15 protein-coding genes are annotated in these 17,685 nt (G+C 65.9%); 10 read left to right on the forward strand and 5 right to left on the reverse strand.

Annotation, left to right across the window (positions count from 1 at the left end; translation table 11 throughout):
• Positions 1-95 precede the first annotated feature (95 nt).
• Genes ACT6Q8_RS13450 through ACT6Q8_RS13460 form a run of 3 tightly spaced genes read right to left on the reverse strand, consistent with a single transcriptional unit; the run spans position 96 to position 4,343 of the window.
• On the reverse strand, positions 96-1,382 hold the full coding sequence (locus ACT6Q8_RS13450) for a CCA tRNA nucleotidyltransferase (RefSeq protein ID WP_444732708.1): 1,287 nt from the start codon (positions 1,380-1,382) through the stop codon (positions 96-98).
• 4 nt (positions 1,383-1,386) lie between these two features.
• Positions 1,387-2,667: a DUF2336 domain-containing protein gene (locus tag ACT6Q8_RS13455; protein WP_054168614.1), complete on the reverse strand. Its 1,281-nt coding sequence runs from the start codon at positions 2,665-2,667 to the stop codon at positions 1,387-1,389.
• 20 nt (positions 2,668-2,687) lie between these two features.
• A complete protein-coding gene (locus ACT6Q8_RS13460; RefSeq protein ID WP_444732707.1) occupies positions 2,688-4,343 on the reverse strand; it encodes a sensor domain-containing diguanylate cyclase in 1,656 nt (551 codons plus the stop codon).
• Between the two features lie 110 nt (positions 4,344-4,453).
• Here ACT6Q8_RS13460 and ACT6Q8_RS13465 point away from each other — a divergent pair, with 110 nt between their 5' ends.
• The 4 genes from ACT6Q8_RS13465 to ACT6Q8_RS13480 all read left to right on the forward strand — a co-directional run bounded on the left by ACT6Q8_RS13465 (position 4,454) and on the right by ACT6Q8_RS13480 (position 10,188).
• Positions 4,454-5,185 (forward strand): pyrimidine 5'-nucleotidase, encoded by a 732-nt coding sequence (locus ACT6Q8_RS13465; protein WP_054168616.1) that lies wholly within the window; start codon positions 4,454-4,456, stop codon positions 5,183-5,185.
• Between the two features lie 123 nt (positions 5,186-5,308).
• On the forward strand, positions 5,309-6,154 hold the full coding sequence (gene dapD, locus ACT6Q8_RS13470) for a 2,3,4,5-tetrahydropyridine-2,6-dicarboxylate N-succinyltransferase (protein WP_054168617.1): 846 nt from the start codon (positions 5,309-5,311) through the stop codon (positions 6,152-6,154).
• A gap of 4 nt (positions 6,155-6,158) precedes the next feature.
• Positions 6,159-6,545 carry a VOC family protein gene (locus ACT6Q8_RS13475; RefSeq protein ID WP_444732706.1) on the forward strand — a complete coding sequence of 129 codons (387 nt, stop codon included), beginning with the start codon at positions 6,159-6,161 and terminating at the stop codon, positions 6,543-6,545.
• 286 nt (positions 6,546-6,831) lie between these two features.
• Positions 6,832-10,188, forward strand: coding sequence for an SIS domain-containing protein (locus ACT6Q8_RS13480; RefSeq protein ID WP_444732705.1), 3,357 nt, complete (start codon positions 6,832-6,834; stop codon positions 10,186-10,188).
• A gap of 15 nt (positions 10,189-10,203) precedes the next feature.
• Here ACT6Q8_RS13480 and ACT6Q8_RS13485 read toward each other — a convergent pair whose 3' ends face one another.
• Entirely contained in the window at positions 10,204-11,241 is a 1,038-nt protein-coding gene (locus ACT6Q8_RS13485; RefSeq protein WP_054170498.1) for a DUF2125 domain-containing protein, read from the reverse strand.
• A 76-nt stretch (positions 11,242-11,317) separates the two neighbouring features.
• Between ACT6Q8_RS13485 and ACT6Q8_RS13490 the strand changes: the two genes are divergently transcribed.
• The 3 genes from ACT6Q8_RS13490 to ACT6Q8_RS13500 are packed head-to-tail and all read left to right on the forward strand — an operon-like array spanning position 11,318 to position 13,152.
• Entirely contained in the window at positions 11,318-11,869 is a 552-nt protein-coding gene (locus ACT6Q8_RS13490; RefSeq protein ID WP_444732704.1) for a gamma-glutamylcyclotransferase, read from the forward strand.
• Positions 11,870-11,873: 4 nt separating this feature from the next.
• On the forward strand, positions 11,874-12,473 hold the full coding sequence (locus ACT6Q8_RS13495) for a hypothetical protein (protein ID WP_444732703.1): 600 nt from the start codon (positions 11,874-11,876) through the stop codon (positions 12,471-12,473).
• A gap of 7 nt (positions 12,474-12,480) precedes the next feature.
• Positions 12,481-13,152: an MBL fold metallo-hydrolase gene (locus tag ACT6Q8_RS13500; protein WP_444732702.1), complete on the forward strand. Its 672-nt coding sequence runs from the start codon at positions 12,481-12,483 to the stop codon at positions 13,150-13,152.
• 461 nt (positions 13,153-13,613) lie between these two features.
• On the opposite strand, the gene ACT6Q8_RS13505 is transcribed toward ACT6Q8_RS13500, so the two are convergent.
• Positions 13,614-14,210: an outer membrane protein gene (locus ACT6Q8_RS13505; RefSeq protein ID WP_054170494.1), complete on the reverse strand. Its 597-nt coding sequence runs from the start codon at positions 14,208-14,210 to the stop codon at positions 13,614-13,616.
• A gap of 484 nt (positions 14,211-14,694) precedes the next feature.
• On the opposite strand from ACT6Q8_RS13505, the gene ACT6Q8_RS13510 reads away from it, so the two are divergent.
• The 3 genes from ACT6Q8_RS13510 (at position 14,695) to ACT6Q8_RS13520 (ending at position 17,668) form a co-directional block, all read left to right on the forward strand.
• A complete protein-coding gene (locus ACT6Q8_RS13510) occupies positions 14,695-16,257 on the forward strand; it encodes an MFS transporter (RefSeq protein ID WP_444732701.1) in 1,563 nt (520 codons plus the stop codon).
• A 167-nt stretch (positions 16,258-16,424) separates the two neighbouring features.
• The gene (locus tag ACT6Q8_RS13515) at positions 16,425-17,012 is read left to right on the forward strand and encodes a sigma-70 family RNA polymerase sigma factor (RefSeq protein WP_444732700.1); all 588 of its coding nucleotides are present in this window, start codon (positions 16,425-16,427) and stop codon (positions 17,010-17,012) included.
• Positions 17,009-17,668 (forward strand): ChrR family anti-sigma-E factor, encoded by a 660-nt coding sequence (locus ACT6Q8_RS13520; protein WP_054170493.1) that lies wholly within the window; start codon positions 17,009-17,011, stop codon positions 17,666-17,668. The genes ACT6Q8_RS13515 and ACT6Q8_RS13520 overlap by 4 nt, the downstream gene beginning before the upstream one ends.
• Positions 17,669-17,685: the final 17 nt, after the last annotated feature.

Raw genomic sequence — 17,685 nt, forward strand, 5'->3', positions numbered from 1 at the left:
TACTACCCCCGGTCCCCGATCCGGCGGTTTCCGCCGGCCCTTAACCATACCGCCAGGACAGCGTATCTGGCTTGCTACCAAAGGGTTAGATTACCTTATGATTTTGCAGGCGACGCTTGATCGCGCTGCCGGTCGGCCATACGGCGGGACAGTTCGGTCAGGCAATCCTCACGCGTGGGCCGGTAATCACGGGCCGCCCACCACCCTTCCAGCGAGGCCAGCATCACCCCCACCTCCGGTCCGGGCGGCACCCCCATTTCCAGCAGGTCGCGGCCCTTCAGGGGGAAGGGCACCACGACCCAGGTCGCCGCCTCCGCCAGCGCCTCCAGCAGTTCCACGGCGGGCGTTCCCCGCGTCGCGGCGGCCAGCAGCAACAGGTCGCGGTAGGTTTCCGGCCCCAGTTTCTGCAAGGCATGGCGGCGGCTGGTGACCGTCAGGTCGGGATGCACATCGACCGGCGGGGCGCAGAGCGACAGAAGATAGTCGCGGTTGGCATTCGACAGGCGCATCCGTTCCGCCGTATCCGCCGCCGCCGACAGGCCCGATGGCAGCAATGCTGCCAGATGCGCCATGGGATGCGCCTCCCCCACCAGCCATTCCAGTCGGTCGAGTGCGGCCAGCCGCGTGACATTGGTAGCGTGCGGCAGGGTCTGCGCCACCACCCCGCAATCGATCATCAGGCGCCAGACCTCCACCATCCGGTCCTGGGCCAGGATGCGCATCACCTCCTGCTGCACCCGCTCGCCCGACAGGGATGGCAGCAGCGGTGCCATGGTGGCACAGGCGGCCAGGGCATCGGGGTCGGGCCGCCCCTGGCCGAACCGGGCATGAAAACGGAAGAAACGCAGGATGCGCAGCACATCCTCCGCAATCCGTTCCCGCGCCTGCCCGATGAAGCGCACGCGACCGCCCTTCAGGTCACGCACCCCGTCGAACGGATCGTACAGCTCCCCTTCCGGGGTCAGCGACATGGCGTTGAAGGTGAAATCGCGGCGGCTGGCATCTTCAAGCCAGTCATCGGTGAAGGACACGACCGCGCGCCGCCCATCGGTTTCGACATCACGGCGCAGTGTCGTGATCTCGAACGACGATCCCTCCGTCAAGGCGGTGACGGTACCATGCTCAATGCCTGTGGGGATGACGCGGATACCGTCCTGGCGCAGCCGGCGCGTCACCTCTTCCGGGACCAGCGGTGTGGCGATGTCGATATCGGCGGCCTGGATACCCAGGAACGCATCCCGCACGCAGCCGCCGATGAACCGCGCCTCCTGGCCCGTGCGCATCAGCGACTGCATGACCCGGCGGGCCGCCGTGCCCGACATCAGGCCGACGGGGCCTGGATGGGTCGGCGGGGCCGTATCCGGGTCAGCGGCGGCGTTCATGGCCTCATGCCTTCAGTCCGAAGAATTCAAGCTGCCAGTTCATCTCGCTGTCCGACATCGGGTAATGGGTGCCTTCCCGTGCATTCAACACCGATGTCGGCGGAATGTTCGCCACCCGCAGCTGGATTTGCCGGCATAGGCGCATGGACAGCTTGGCCCGCCAGCACAAAGCCGTCACCCCGCGCGCGCTCTGCCCACCAATGATCTTGTCCACCGCGTCGATGGGTACATTGCCCCGCACCGACAGTGCCGCCAGCACGAAGGCGCGGTCACCCTGGGTCAATGCTGCGGCCACCATATCCTCGTCCAGCTTGCCGGCAGCGTGGGCCTTGCGCGCCCGGTCCATGGGGCGCTCCTTGGGCGCCTCCTCCGGCTCGTCATCGCCAATGCCCAGCGGTTCCGCCCCACCGCCCTTGTTGGCGCTCCGCGCCCGTTCCTGCACCGCGCTGCGCACCGCCGCACGCACATCAGGCGGCAGGTCGGTACGGTTCTCCAGCACGCGCATCAGTTGTTCGCTGACAAAGCCCACGATGCGGGCCGCCGCCTTGGGCGGCAGGGCCGGACGGCGGACCAGGGGGCCGTGCCAGGGTTCGAACCGGGGCGCCATGTCGATGATACGGTCCAGCGTCTCTTCCCGGATCTGCGCCGATTCATTACCCAAAAGGGCCGCCACCGCCGCTTCCGACTGTGTGCGGGCCACCGCCTCCGACACGCCGCCCGACAGGCCGGCACGCTGGGCAATGGCAACCAGCTTGCCATCCATCGGCTGGCTGCCGATGATCGACAGCAGATCGTCATCGGTCAGCAGCGGCGAGAAGCGCAGGACGGGACCCGATACCGACAGTTCCAGGTCACGGGCCAGTTGCTGGATCAGGTGCGGCGGCGCGCCCGGCTGATCCTTCAGGGTTTCGGCCACCACACGGCGCACGGCGGAGGCCTGATCCTTGGCCAGCGCCTCCACAATGTCGAGGGTCATGCGTTCAAGCTGTCCCACCCGGTCGGCAGGCAGTGTGGGCACCAGCATCGCGATCTTGCGCGCCAGACCCGACCGCACCTCCTCGTCCGGGTCGCCGCAGAGCAGCAGATCCGCTTGGCGAGGCGTGGCATTGTTGCGCGCAATCTCGCGCCGCACCTCGGCACTTTCGTCATTGGCCAGATAGAACAGGAGTTCCGGCTTGGTATCGGCGCGCGACGCCACCATCCGGCGCTGTCCGGCATCATCGCTGGCCGCCAGCTTCTTGGCCGTATCGTAATCCAGCGGCGTGGTGGGGGTGGAACCTTTCATTTAAGAACCGTATCCCGTTCTCAATCAGCCGTGAAGGCCGGGGACAGGGCGCGATGGCCCTTGCCCATGCGTTTGGCAGCATACATACCCTGGTCACCCCGGTCGACAAGGCCCTGTGCCAACTCGCCCGAGCCACCGCGATAGACCGCGACCCCCACCGAAACGCCCAGGGGCTTTTCGGGTGAGGCCGACAGGGGACGCAGGAATTCCGCGGCTTCGCGCAGCAGGCGGTCGGCCACGGCGACGGACTGTGCCTCGTCCACGCGGTCGATCCACAGCACGAATTCATCCCCGCCCAGACGACCGCAAAGGTCGCTGGGCCGGGCCAGCGTGCCCAACAACTCACCCACGGCGCGCAGCACATCATCGCCCGCCCCATGACCCAGCTTGTCGTTCACGGCCTTGAAATTGTCGAGATCGAAGTAAAGCAGGGCAGACCCGCCCCCCGTCTGCTTGTCCAGACGGCTTTCCAGCAGTTCCATGAAAGTACGGCGATTGTAAAGACCGGTCAGACCGTCACGTTCCGACAGCGTCTTCAACCGTTCCTGGTAGCGGGCCTGGGCCACGGCCACGCCCACCTGATCGGCGATGGCCTGGATCATCGAGAAATCATCCTCGCTCCAGTCCAGCCCATCACCGCGCCAGACCAGGATGGCACCATTCACCTCGTGCCGGAACAGGGTGCGGGTGGCCAGCATGCCATAGCCATTGACCAATGTCGTGATCGGTTCAGCCTGTTCGGCCACCTGTTCCAGGAAGGGGGGGATGGCCTCCACAATATTGGGTGCCATGGCCAGTTGGGCCGCAGCCTCCACGAAGGCATCGCCGGTGCGGGCATAAAGCCGGGCACCACCGGCCCCGGTCGCATTCACCGCCACGCCCACCGCGATCTCCAGCGTCTTGGCCGGGTCCACGTCGTCGCGGGTGGAGGAGACGATATAGCCCAGATATTTCTCACGCAGGCGGACCTGGGCCAGTTCCATGCCCTTCACCCGCGCCTCGGTAATGTCGCGGCAGGCACCACGCGCCCCGATCCAGTCGCCCTGCGGCCCGACCAGGGGCACGGCGGAGGAGATGAGGCAGGCCGCCTCCCCATCCTTGGCCCGCAGCCAGACCTCCGTCCGTTCGATCCCAACAGCGGTATCGAAGGGCAGCGGCTGATCCGCGAAATCGCCCAGCACGAATTCCGACGGGTGCCGACCGATCAGATCATCGGGGTGATAGCCGATGGCGCCTGCCGCCGACACGAAGACAAACCGCCCGTCCGGCCCCACTTCCCAGGCGAAGTCGGACGAGATATCGACCAGATCCTTATACCGCTGCCGGCTTTCGGTCAGGGCGTGGCGCAGGCGGCGTTCCAGCGTCACCTCCCGGCCCAGGCACAGCACCCCGCCATCGGTGAGAAGGACGGTGGTGAATTCCACGACACCCGGCCCGCTGCCCGTTTCAACTGGCACCGACCGGTGCGGTTCCGACAAGGGCCCGCCGGACGCGGCCCAGCGGCCCAGTTCGATCAGCCAGCCATCATGCCGGTCCGCCAGTTGCCGTGCGCCGGCATTCAACGCCAGGGGTTGCCCCTGCCCGTCCAGCGTCAGGCCGGGACCGGGCCAGCCCTCCAGCAGGGCAGGCAGGGCCACGATATCAATGGCATCGGCAGGGCCGGGGGTGGGTGACAAGGCCGGGGCGCTCCCGTGGTAACCAATTCTCGCTGATCCAGTGGTAACGCACCGGAGCCTTGCGGTCCATTGCCCTTGCGGTCACATCGGCGGTTGATCATGTTACAATCATGACAAACGCTTATCAGACCGCCACCACCCCGCTGGCCGCCGCTCTTGCCGACCGTTTTGCCCATGTCGACCATTGGGTCTTCGACCTGGACAACACGCTGTACCCGGCCCGCTGTAACCTGTTCGCCCAGGTCGATGTACGCATCACCGATTACATCGCCCAGGCGTTGGGCATGGAGCGGGAGGCGGCGCGGTTGAAGCAGAAGGAATATTACCGGCTGCACGGTACCTCGCTGCGCGGGATGATGATCGACCATGGCATGGACCCGGCACCGTTCCTGGCCTATGTCCATGATATCGACGTGACGCCAGTGGCCCCATCGCCCTTGCTGGCCGACGCCTTGAAGGCGCTGCCGGGACGTAAGGTGATCTTCACCAACGGGTCCGTCCGCCATGCCGAAAATGTGATGGCCCGGCTGGGTGTGGCCGATCATTTCGACGGCATCTTCGACATCGTGGCCGCCGATTACGTGCCAAAGCCCGATCCCGCCCCCTATGCCACCATGATCCGCAACTTCGGGATCAATCCTGCCCGTGCCGCCATGGTGGAGGATCTGCACCGCAATCTGTTGCCGGCCGCCGCCGCCGGCATGACGACCGTCTGGGTACGCACCGACAGCGAATATTCCCACCCCGATCCCAGCGCCCACATCCATCCCGGCGACCATGTGCACCATGTCATCGCCGATGTGGAGGCATGGCTGGCCGAGATCACGGCGCATCTGCGGTAAGGGCGTTTTCCCGAACGACCGTGCGGGCATGGGCGCCTTGCTTGAGGCTTCGTTGACACCCAGGGTGCCCACCCCCAAAGTCCCCGCCGATCCTTCCTAAACCGAACATCAGGACCACCCGCGATGAGCAGCTTCGCCGATCTCGCCCGCACCATCGACCAGGCCTGGGAAGACCGCGCCAATCTGGGTTTCTCCACCACCGGTGACGTGCGCGACGCCGTCAACAAGGCCCTGTCGCTGCTGGATGCCGGCGAGGCGCGGGTGGCGGAAAAGCTGGACGGGTCCTGGACCGTGAACCAGTGGCTGAAGAAGGCCGTGCTGCTGTCCTTCCGCCTGAATGACAATGCCATGATTTCCGGCGCGCCGGGCGGGGCGTCCTGGTGGGACAAGGTCCCGTCGAAGTTCGATGGCTGGGACGAGGCCGGCTGGCGCCAGGCCGGTTTCCGCGCCGTGCCGGGCAGCGTGGTGCGCCGTAGCGCCTATATCGCGCCGGGCGTGGTTCTGATGCCCAGCTTCGTCAATGTAGGGGCCTTTGTCGACAAGGGCACGATGGTCGACACCTGGGCCACGGTCGGTTCCTGCGCCCAGATCGGCAAGAATGTGCATCTGTCGGGCGGCGTGGGCATCGGCGGCGTGCTGGAGCCGTTGCAGGCCGGTCCCGTCATCATCGAGGATGATTGCTTCATCGGCGCGCGGTCGGAAGTGGTGGAAGGCGTGATCGTGGAACAGGGCGCCGTCCTGTCCATGGGCGTGTTCATCAGCGCCACGACCAAGATCATCGACCGCACGACCGGCGAAGTGTTCGTGGGCCGCGTTCCCGCCTACTCCGTCGTCGTCCCCGGCAGCCTGCCGGGCAAGGCCCTGCCCGACGGCAGCCCCGGCCCGTCCCTGTCCTGCGCCGTGATCGTGAAGCGCGTGGATGCACAGACCCGGTCCAAGACCTCCATCAACGACCTGCTGCGCGACTGACCCCATGCCCGCCATCGGCGCCCTGACCCTGCTGGTACGGGATTATGACGAAGCCATCGCCTGGTACCGTGACCGGGCGGGCTTCACGCTGGTCAGCGACACCGACCTTGGCGGCGGCAAACGCTGGGTTCTGATGGCCCCGAAGGGGGCCACGGAAACCCGTCTGCTGCTGGCCCAGGCGGCAGGGCCGGAACAGGAGGCGCAGATCGGCCATCAGGCCGGGGGCCGCGTCTTCCTGTTCCTGCATACCGACGATTTCGCACGCGACCATGCCGCCATGACAGCGGCCGGCCTGCAATTCCTGGAGGAACCACGGCACGAGGCCTATGGCAGCGTCGCGGTCTTCCAGGACCTTTATGGGAACAAGTGGGACCTGTTGCAGCTGCGGTAGAGGGTGTTGCACCCTCACCCTCCCAAGCCTTCCGGCTTGGGCCCCTCCCTCTCCCGCGATGCGGGCGAGGGGCTAAATTTCACCCCTCGCCCACGAACGTGGGAGAGGGAGGGGGCCGTCTGCGCCAGCCGATGGGAGGGTGAGGGCAACACCACTCATGCCCTTTCCGTTCCCCGTTATCACCATCACCGCAATTCCGCCCCTTTCGAGGGGCATGCACATTGTTTGCACCGGGCGGGGGCCTCGGGGTATCAAGGCGGCGTATCTTTACAAAGGGATTTTGGACATGTGCGGCATTGCGGGTTTTTTGTCGAACCTGACCTGGCACCAGGATAACGACGTCTCCTGGATCGCCCTGCTGGCCGATGGGCTGCGCGATGCCGGGATCGGCCATCTGGCTGGCATTGATGCCATGCTGGATCAACTGCATGCCCGCTTTGACGACCTGATGGCCTTTGCCACGCATCTGGCGCTGGTGGAACGCGCCGACCTGCGCGACCGGCTGACCCAGGCCGCCAGCCGGATCGAGGGGCTGGAGGCGGAGCTGAAGGCCAGCCCCATCGCCCGTGATCCCGCCGCCGAACGCACCGCCGAGCGTCTGCGCGATTACGGCTGGCAGTTGCGAAACGAGGTGCTGGCCAATATCGACCGCACCCTTTCGTTGATCGGGGGCGTGCCGACCCCGGCCCGCGCCCAGCATTTCACGGCTTGGTCCATCGAACAGGTTCTGGAGAATCTGGACCGGCTGGAGGTGCGTGGGCGTGACAGCGCCGGCGTGGCGGTGCAGCTGCGCCTGCCCGGCCCCGTGTCGGATGGGCAGATGGCGGATTGGCGGCGTCAGGCGGCATCCGCCGGGCGCGACGCGTTCGATGCCGATGGCGCTGTCACCATCCATGCCCTGCCCGATGGCGGGGCCACCGCGCGCTTCACCTATAAGGTGGCGCAGTTGATCGGGCAGCTGGGCGACAATGGCGCCACCCTGCGAGCCAAGGTGCGGGCCGACGCCTTGCTCTGGTCCATCGCCTTGCAGGCCGATCAGGTGGCAATCCTGGCCCATACACGCTGGGCCTCGCACGGGGCCATCAACCTGCCCAACTGTCACCCGCAATCGGGCTGGCTGGCCGGCGACAATGCCCCGACCTTGGCCGCCGATGCCGACACGATGTGCGTCCTGAACGGCGATATCGACAATTACCGGGGCCTGAAGGACGGTCTGGTGCGCGCCGCCGGGCATGAGGTGCCGGCCCAGGTGACCACCGATGCCAAGATCATCCCCGTCGCCTTCCGCCTGACGCCGGGTACCAACACGCCCGACCGTTTCCTATCGGCGCTGCGGCAGTTTGAAGGGTCCGTCGCCATCGGCCTGTTGCACCCGACACAGCCCCAGCGGCTTTATTTCGGGCAGAAGGGCAGCGGCCAGTCGCTGTTCCTGGCGCAGGTTCGCGACGGTCTTATCATCGCGTCGGAGAATTACGGTCTGGCCCCGCGCGCCCGCGCCTCTATCGCCATGGCCAAGGTGGAAAAGGGCGGGTTGCAGGTGACGCTCTCCACGTTGGATGGCGAACCGGCGATCAGTGCCCGCACCATCGATGATGGCGCCGATACAGAGCTGAAACCCGAAACCATCGAGATTTTCAGCCGCGACATTTTCCGGGGCGATTTCGCGCATTTCTTTGAAAAGGAAGTGCATGAAAGCGCCACGTCGGTGCGCAAGACGCTGGTGGGCCGCTATACCCGCCAGGGCCGCGCCGCCAGCTTCGACCTTGGCCCCGACGGCATCTGGGCAGGATTGCGCCGGCGTCTGGCCGACCCGGCAAAGCCCGCCATCCGCCGCATCTTCGTGACAGGCCAGGGCACCGCGGCCATCGCCGGCATGGGTGTCGCCCATCTGCTGCGTCAGGCCCTGCCCGGCACGTCGATCCATGTGGAGGCGGCGAAGGCGTCGGAACTGTCGTCCGATCTGGATGGTGTGCGCCTGGATGACGCCATCGTCATCGCCATCAGCCAGTCCGGCACCACCACCGACACCAACCGCACCGTCGATCTGGCCCGCGCGTCAGGCGCCTGGATCCACGCCATCGTCAACCGCCGCAACAGCCCGCTGGTCCGCAAGTCCGACAGCCATCTGTTCACCAGCGACGGGCGGGACATCGAAATGGCGGTGGCCAGCACCAAGGCCTTTTACAGCCAGGTGGCGGCGGGCAAGCTGACGGCGCTGTGCATTGCCGACGCGCTGGGCAGCCTGTCGCCCACCCAGATCCATGATGAACTGGTGGCGCTTGAAGGGCTGCCCGCACGCATTCAGGAAGTGCTGGACGAGGAAGACCTGATCGCCGCCTGTGCCGAACGCTACGCGCCGCAGAACCGCTATTGGGCGGTCGTCGGCAACGGCCCCAACAAGATCGCGGCAGAGGAAATCCGCATCAAGCTGTCAGAGCTTTGCTACAAGTCGATCCCCGTCGATTTCACCGAAGACAAGAAGCATATCGACCTGTCGACGGAGCCGCTGACGCTGGTCATCGCCAATGATCTGCCGCCCCTGCTGGCGCAGGATACGGCCAAGGAAGTGGCGATTTTCAAGGCCCATGCCGGCAAGCCGCTGGTCATCGCCGCCAAGGGCGAAACCTGCTTTGATAGCTATGCCGAGGCGGTGATCCGCGTGCCGTCGGCGGGGGCTGGGCTGGATTTCGTGCTGGCGACCGTGGTCGGCCATCTTTGGGGCTTCCACGCCGCCCGCGCCATCGACCGCCGGTCACAGGGGTTCCGCGCCCTGGGTGTTTCCATCGAACAGGCGCTGGTTGAGAAGGACCGTCCGCTGGCCCCCATCATCGACGCCATCGCCGTGGAACTGCGCCGTGTGGCCGATGGCGAACAGGACGCGGCCCTGCCGCCGCGCGCCGTGGCACAACTGGCCGCCCTCTCCACCTCCCTCGCCACCGCCGACGCGGGCAGCCGCACCGCCCTGCTGTCGGGCGGGGTGGAGCTGATGCGCAAGCTGTTTGAAGAAACCAGCCGCCCCGTCGATACCATCCGCCATCAGGCCAAGACCGTCACGGTCGGCATCTCGCGGCCCGCGCGGGAAGTGGCGCCTACCATCCTGACGGCGCTGACGGCGCTTGGCGTCTCGCATGAGGCGCTGGCCGAGGCGGATCGCCAGACCCTGATCGCGTTTTCCTCCATCCTGACCAATGTCGCCGGCGGCATCCTTTACGGGCTGAAGGGCGAGGGCAAGGACGGGGTGCCGGTCCTGGCCGCCACTGCCCGCATCGGCGTGTCGGCGGGCAAGGCATCGGGCTATGATGGTGGCCGCGCCGCCACGGGCAGCAAGCGCCGCGCCCTGCGCCTGGGCCGTATCATCTTTTCCGCCGGCAACAAGGCCGATGAGAATCTGGTGCTGATCCCGTTCTTCGCCGGTGCCGACTGGCGGGTGGCGGGTCTGGCCATGCTGCATACCGACCTGATGGAACAGGCCTCGCTCCAGCAGAAGACGGCCCTGCTGAAGGAATTGCAGCTCTATGAGGATTTGTTCGACGCCTATCACGATGCCGTGCATGGCGAGGATCGCGACTTCGCCGCCTTCATCGCCCGTATCAGCCCCCGCGACCTGCTGTTCCGCAGCCCGGCGGAACTGGCGCGGGGGTAATGTCCCCTCCACCCCTCAATTCCACGGCACCACCGGCAGCACCCCAACCACGATGGGGCCAACGGAAAGCTGCCGGTTCTGCAAGGTGATGGGCACCGACAACACGTCGCGCCCATCATCGCTGCGCCGTGTCAGGCCTTTAAGACCTTGTTTCATCACGGCCACCCGGTCTGCCGGGATGTTGCCACGGGTGCCCATGACATCGATCAGGGCATCGGCCCCTGACAGTTCCGCCGTGCCCGCCCCTTCTGGCTGCATGTCGCGGTCCAGCGCCAGGGTGGCGTTGGCGCGCAGGTCCATCCCGCTCCACAACACACGGAACGACCGGATTTCCAGCGTGCCACCACCATCGCGCCATGCCGTCATCCCCTCCACACTGGGTTTGGGCGGAAGCGGCCCGCGCGGTTCATAGGACAGAGCCACCTGTTCGATCCGCTGCTGCAACGGGGCAGGCACCGCGCCCGGCAGGTCCAGATTACTGATCAGGAGGCTGGTCTGGCCCTGGCTGTCGGTGGGGCCGACGGGCGGTTGGGCAGGCGCGGTCCAGGTCAAGATCGCGTCGGCCGCCTTCAGACGGCCATTGCCTGCCTTCATTGCAGCCTCCACCCCGGATAGCCGTGCCGTGACCAGCTTGGGCTTGCCATTCAGGCCCAGGCTGGCCTCGACCCGCACCGCTCCTGCACCGCCCACCACCGGCTCATGCCGGGCCGATCCCGCCAGGTCCAGGCGCACGGGGGCGGTAGAGGACAGGATGATATCGGTGGGTGCCCAGGCAAAGGCGCTGGCCGTCACGGCCCCGGTTTCCAGCACAGTCCCGCTGGGCCATTGCGCCCGCGCACCGGACAACTCGACGCTGACCGTCAGCGGGAAACCACCCACCACCGCATCGCGCAGGTCCAGTTGCACACCCTTTTCTGCCATTGCCTTGGCCGGGGCCTCGGCCAGGGCCGCGCGCACCCGCCAGGCAAGGGTCGACCACCAGGCCGTATAGGCCAGCAACAGCAGGATGGCGACAGAAAGACCCAGGAATAGCGGGCGGTAACGGTGCAGCATGGGGATATCCGCGTTGGCACGGGGGGCGGGCTTGCGTTACCATTTTGCGATTGCGAGATGGAACCGGCAACCAGGAATGAGCGACAGCCCCCCCGTCCCCGATTTTGACCATCCGCCCGGCACCGACCTCTGGGTCTTTGCCTATGGCTCCTTGATGTGGAATCCGGGTTTTGACTTCGTGGAACAGCGTGAGGCGCTGCTGCGCGGTTACCATCGCGGCTTCTGCATCTACAGCCATCAGCATCGTGGCACGCCCGAACGACCGGGCGCCGTGCTGGGCCTGGATCGGGGCGGGTCCTGCCGGGGCCGGGTCTATCGGGTCGCCGCGGATGCGGTGCCCGGCGTTCTGGATTATCTCTGGCAACGTGAAATGGCCTACCGCGTCTATATCCCGCGCCGGCTGCAGGTAAGGACGGCGGATGGCGATGTATCGGCCCTGACCTTCACAGCCGATCCCGCCCACCCGCAATATTGCGGTCGCCTGGGCCTGGACGGCACCGCCGCCCTGATCCGTCAGGGTGTGGGACAGTCGGGCCGCAATATCGATTACCTGACCAGCCTGATCGACCATCTGGCTGAACTGGGCATCCGCGACCGGGGTTTGGGGGAATTGGCAGCAAGGGTGTAACGCCATGGGACAAGAGGCCACCGTCACCGCCACCTGGAACGGCACCACCAGCACCGGCAAGGCCATACTGGAGGGTGATCATCTGCTGCTGCGCGGGGAGATGCGGGTGAAGCTGATGCTGGCCGATCTGACGGCGGGCAGTGTGGCGGGCGACGATCTGGTCCTGACCACGCCCGATGGCACCCTGTCCCTGACGCTGGGTGCCGCCAAGGCCGCCGACTGGCTGCACCGCATCCGCAACCCTAAAAGTGTGCTGGACAAGCTGGGGTTCAAGCCGGGGCAGCGGGTGGCCTTGCGCGGACAGGCCCCCGACCCCGTACTGGCTGCTGAACTGTCGCGTGGTGGGGTGGCCGGCGATGGTGGCGATGATGCCGACCTGATCCTGCTGGTGGCCGATCATCCCATTGATCTCGACGCGGTGGCCGGGCTGGCGGTGGGGCTTGGCCCCAAATCCGGCCTGTGGGTCATCTATCCCAAGGGGCGGCGTGACATCACCCAGGAGGATGTGTTTGCCGCCGGGCGCGGTGCCGGGCTGGTTGACAACACGGTATGCGCGGTGTCACCCACGCATACGGCATTGAAATTCGTGCGACGGAAGGCGTGAGACAGGGATGAGTGCGACACCCCCCATGAAGGCTGTGATCATCCCGGTCACGCCGTTCCAGCAGAATTGCTCCATCATCTGGTGCACCAAGACTCTGCGCGCCGCCGTGATCGATCCCGGCGGCGGGGTGGAGGAAATCCGTAAGGCTGTGGCGCAGAACGGGCTGACGGTCGAACGCATCCTGGTGACCCATGGTCATGTCGACCATGCCGCCGCCGTGGCCGACCTGAAGGACCTGTTGAAGGTCCCCGTCGAAGGGCCGGCCATTGAGGATAATTACTGGATCATCGCGCTGAGGGAACATGGGGCCGGTTACGGCATGCCCTATTCCCGGCCCTTCACGCCCGACCGCTGGCTGGTCGATGGCGACACGGTCACGGTGGGCGACCTGACCCTGCAGGTGCTGCATTGCCCCGGCCACACGCCGGGTCATGTCGTGTTCTTCCACGAACCATCCCGATTCGCCATCGTCGGTGACGTGATTTTCCAGGGTTCCATCGGTCGGACCGACTTCCCCGGCGGCAATCTGGAGGATCTGGTCCGTTCCTGTCGGGAAAAGCTGTTCCCGCTGGGTGACGATGTCACCTTCCTGCCGGGCCATGGCGGTCTGTCCACCTTTGGTCAGGAACGCCAGAGCAACCCCTATGTCGGCGACCGCGCCGTGGCGGGCAAGCGCTGAAAAAGGAACCCCCGGCATTGTGGGGACAATGCCGGGGGGACAAGCAGGCCCGCATGAGGGCGACAGGCCCGCACCCATCCCGGCTGTCGTGGGGCCGCCAGCCGGGGGGAAAAGGTCAGAGGCAGTTCGATAGACAGAACGCGGCCCCACATCCGATCATCCCTTCCCCCTGTCAAAATCGACCTGGGTCCGGGCCGGTGCGGCACCTCTGCCGGCTGCCTCTGAGCCCATCTCTATCGCGATATGAACGCCGTTCAATGTGATCCCTATCACAGGCCTGCAAATTTATGAACGCCGCTCACGCCAACACGGGGCGCCCATAAACGCGAAGCCCCCGGCACCGTGGGGACGGTGCCGGGGGCGACGGGGCGGGCCTGTCATGAGGGCGGATTCAGGCCCGCCAACCATCCCGGCCGCTGTGGGGCTGCGGTCCGGGACGGGGGAAGCGCTTCCTGAAAACCTTAGAAGCGGTAGGCAACGCCCACGCGCACCTGGTTCTCACGGAAGTTGGTGTTGTCGTAGTTGACGTAGTTGTACTCGGTCCGGACCAGGACATTGTCGGTCACGGCATATTCCAGACCGCCGCCCAGACGATAGCCGTCCAGGTTATCGCTGGCCTTGACCTGGGTCGCACCGGTGCCGACGGTCACGTCGTAATTGGTGCGCTGCCAGCCGGCACGGGCATAGAGCAGGGTGCTGTCATTCAGCAGGTAACCGGCGCGGGCCGACAGACCCCAGCTTTCATTAGCGTCCAGCTTGGTCGGCAGACCGGCGACCGTGCCGGCATTGCCCGACAGGCTGGCCGAGCCGATTTCGGCTTCGGCACCGAAATAGAACTGATCGAAGGTCTTGCCGTAGCCGGCATAGGCACCATACAGCCAGCCGTCGCTGTCGATATCGGCGCGGGCGGCACCGGAAGCGGCGGAAGCATTATTGTCCGTGTAGCCGGTGAAGGCACCGACATAGGCACCGTCGAAGGGCGACTGCGCCAGCGACGGAGCGGCGCCAACGGCGACCAGAGCAACACCACCAAGCAGGGCAGAAGCAATACGCGACATTTTTCTCTCCATATGTGGTACCACAAGGCACAGTTCATCTGTGGCGCCAATGTTCAGCGCTTCCTTGAGGACCATTTGGCTCACTCGTTATTGCGATTGTGGCGATTTCTTGTTCGAAGCCGTCATTCATCATCGCGGTGAGGACTGTGTAGCGGAATTTGAACGACGTTCGATGTGCGTTTCGTCACAGAAGCCATGCAGTTGATTGATGGCGGCCATCCGCACCCCCATCTTGAACGCATACCCCCCAGCCCCCATCGGAGCGACCGGAAACAGTTCCGGCGGCGACTGTCGCCGCGCGGCACATGCCGCGTGAAGCCAAGCCGCAGATGCGGCGCAGGCGTTTGAGGAACTGAAAGCTAGCGCCTGTAAAGCGGCATCGATGATTCCGCTTTCGCCGATTGGAAACCTGCCCTATATCGGCCTGGGATATGGGGCGGGACCGGCGGGGGCCGGGTTTTGCCGGATACTGGGGGGAAATCACGTGTCCACGACCCTTTCCGCCGTCGGCGACCGGCGCAATGCGCTGGTATTCTGGTTGGGCTGCGCCGTGGTGACGGTCGGCGTCGTGCTGCACATCCCGATGTATCTGATGGGCGCCGACATGGGCTATGTCCTGGTCGGCATGCCCATGGATGCGGAGATGTACTGGGGCATGGCCCTGATCGTGGTGGGGATCGGGCTGGCCGCGTTCGGCCTTCTGCCCAAGCAACTGCCCCGGCATGAGCGCATCATCGAAACCATCGCCCCACCGGAAGATGCCCCGTTGACGCGGGCGCATTGGGGCATGGCGGGCCTGCTGGCCCTGGCCCTGATCATCGATATCATGAAGCCGGCCAGCCTGGGCTTCGTCACGCCCGGCATGCGGGCCGAGTATCAGGTGGACCGCGCCATGGTGGCCTGGCTGCCGCTGGCGGCATTGACGGGCACGGTCATCGGCTCCTTCATCTGGGGCGCGCTGGCCGATATTTACGGGCGACGGGCCGCCATCCTTCTGTCCTCCATCGTCTTCATCGGCACCTCCATCTGCGGGGCCATGCCGGATTTCTGGTGGAACGTCTTCATGTGCCTGCTGATGGGGGCGGGGGCCGGCGGCATGCTGCCCGTGGCCTATGCGCTGCTGGCAGAGATCATGCCGACACGCCATCGCGGCTGGATGCTGGTGCTGATCGGCGGCATCGGCGCCGTCGGCGGCTATTTCGCGGCCTCCTTCCTGTCGGAAATGCTGCAACCGGTCTATAGCTGGCGGATCATGTGGTTCCTGAACCTGCCCACCGGCCTTCTGCTGGTGGCGATGAGCCCGCTTCTGCCGGAAAGTGCGCGGTTCCTACAGCAGATGGGCCGGGGGGCGGAAGCGCGTGCCATGCTGGCCCGGTTCGGTGCCGTGGCGCACAAGGCCACAGAAGAGGAAGTGGCGGCGGAGGCGGATCACACCCATAGCCCGCCCGTGCAGGGCCGGTTCCTGGGCCTTACGGCGGCCCTCACCTTGGGCGCACTGGCCTGGGGGCTGGTGAATTTCGGGCTGCTGCTCTGGCTGCCGGGAACGCTGGTGGAAGAAGGGTTGAGCGTGGCGGCGGCCAGCGGCCTCATCGCCAAATCCACCATCATCTCCATCCCCGTTGTCGCCGTGGCCACCTTCCTTTATGCGCGGTGGAGTTCGAAATGGTCGCTGGTGCTGATGGTGGCCATGATGGCGGGCGGTCTGCTGCTGTTTTTGCTGCGCACGCCGGGGGACAGCCCGCTGCTGGCGCTGACCTTCGTCATTGTCGGATCGTCGGGCGTCATCTCCATCCTGCTGCCCTACACGGCGGAGAATTATCCGCTGCGCGTGCGAGCGCGCGCCACCGGTTGGGTGGCGGGGTGCAGCAAGCTGGGCGGGTTGATGGCACAGGGATTGTCGGTGGCCGCCGCCGTCCCGGCCTTCAGCATCGCCGCCGCCCTGATCGCGGTGCCGACCCTGGGGGCGCTGCTGCTGATCGCCGCACTGGGGCGGGAGACGCGGGGGCGCGACCTGCGGGAACTGGAACAGGGGCCTCCAGATAAATAATTTCGGATGGCACGGACTTGCCTGTGATCCATTCTGCCACATCCTTCGTAAAGATTGGCATGGGACACAGCGGCTTCTATAGTCCGGGCACCAAGGGAAGGATCAGACGTGACGGGTTGGCCGTTGCGGACACTCTTCTTGTTGCCCGCAGGATGCCACAGCCGGACATGACCGCGCAGAAGACCGACCAGGCCGAGATCGACCGGCTGAACGATCTGATGTCGCGCGTCGCGCGTCAGCGGGACCGGCAGGCATTCGTCGCTTTGTTCCAGCATTTCGCCCCCCGGCTGAAATCCTTCCTGCTTCGGGCAGGGATGGAGGCGGGGGCGGCGGAGGAAACGATCCAGGACGTGATGGTCACGGTCTGGCATCGGGCCGAAAGTTTCGACCCGGCGCAGGCAGCGGTCAGCACCTGGATTTTCGCCATCGCCCGCAACCGGCGCATCGACCGGCTGCGACGCGACAGGCGGCCAACCATCGACCCCAACGACCCGGCCCTGGTGCCGGACGAGGCGGATGGATCGATGGAAACGATGCTGGTGGAAGAAAGGGCGGCGGAACTTCACCGGGCAATCCGGGAGTTGCCGCCCGAACAGGCGGATTTGTTGAGGATGGCCTATTTCGAGGATAAGGCGCACAGCGCCATCGCCGCTGAACGGCAACTGCCCCTGGGCACCGTGAAATCACGGCTGCGTCTGGCGGTGGCCCGTCTGCGCAAGCTGATGGCCGGCAGCCTGGAAGGGGAAACGGCATGACCAACACCCCGCATCACCACCCGGACAGCGACCTGCTGCTGGCCTATGCCGCCGGCACCCTGGCAGAGGCGCCATCCCTGGTCGTTGCCACACATCTGGCACTGTGCCCGCACTGCCGGGCAGAGGTAGCGGGGATGGAGGCGATTGGCGGCGCCCTGCTGTCGGCCGATGCCGGCATGGCGGTCAGCGATGGCCTTCTGTCCGATGTTCTGTCGCGCCTGGACGGACCACCACCGGCGGAGGCGCCGCGCCGGCGTCTGGCCCCGGTCGGGCCGGCACCCGTGCTGCCGGAACCGCTGCGGTCCTATATCGGCGGCGATATCGATCATATCCGCTGGCGCCGCACCATCCCTGGCCTGCATGAGGCCAATGTGAAATGCAGTGGCGGCGCGGTGCGGATGATGCGCATCCGGTCCGGCATGGGTATGCCACAGCATACCCATCGCGGTGATGAATTCACCCTGGTGCTGGCCGGCGGCTTTTCCGACGATACCGGCCATTACCTGCGCGGCGATTTCGCGGCGACCGACCCCAGTGTCGATCACCGGCCTGTTGCCGATGATGATGGCGACTGCATCTGCATCGCCTTCACCGACGCGCCGTTGCGCCTGACGGGCCGTTTCCTGCGCTGGCTGAACCCGCTAATGCGGGTTTGAGCACGGTTTTGCTCAAA

The sequence above is a fragment of the Niveispirillum sp. genome, from assembly GCF_052437035.1.
Lineage (GTDB): Bacteria > Pseudomonadota > Alphaproteobacteria > Azospirillales > Azospirillaceae > Niveispirillum.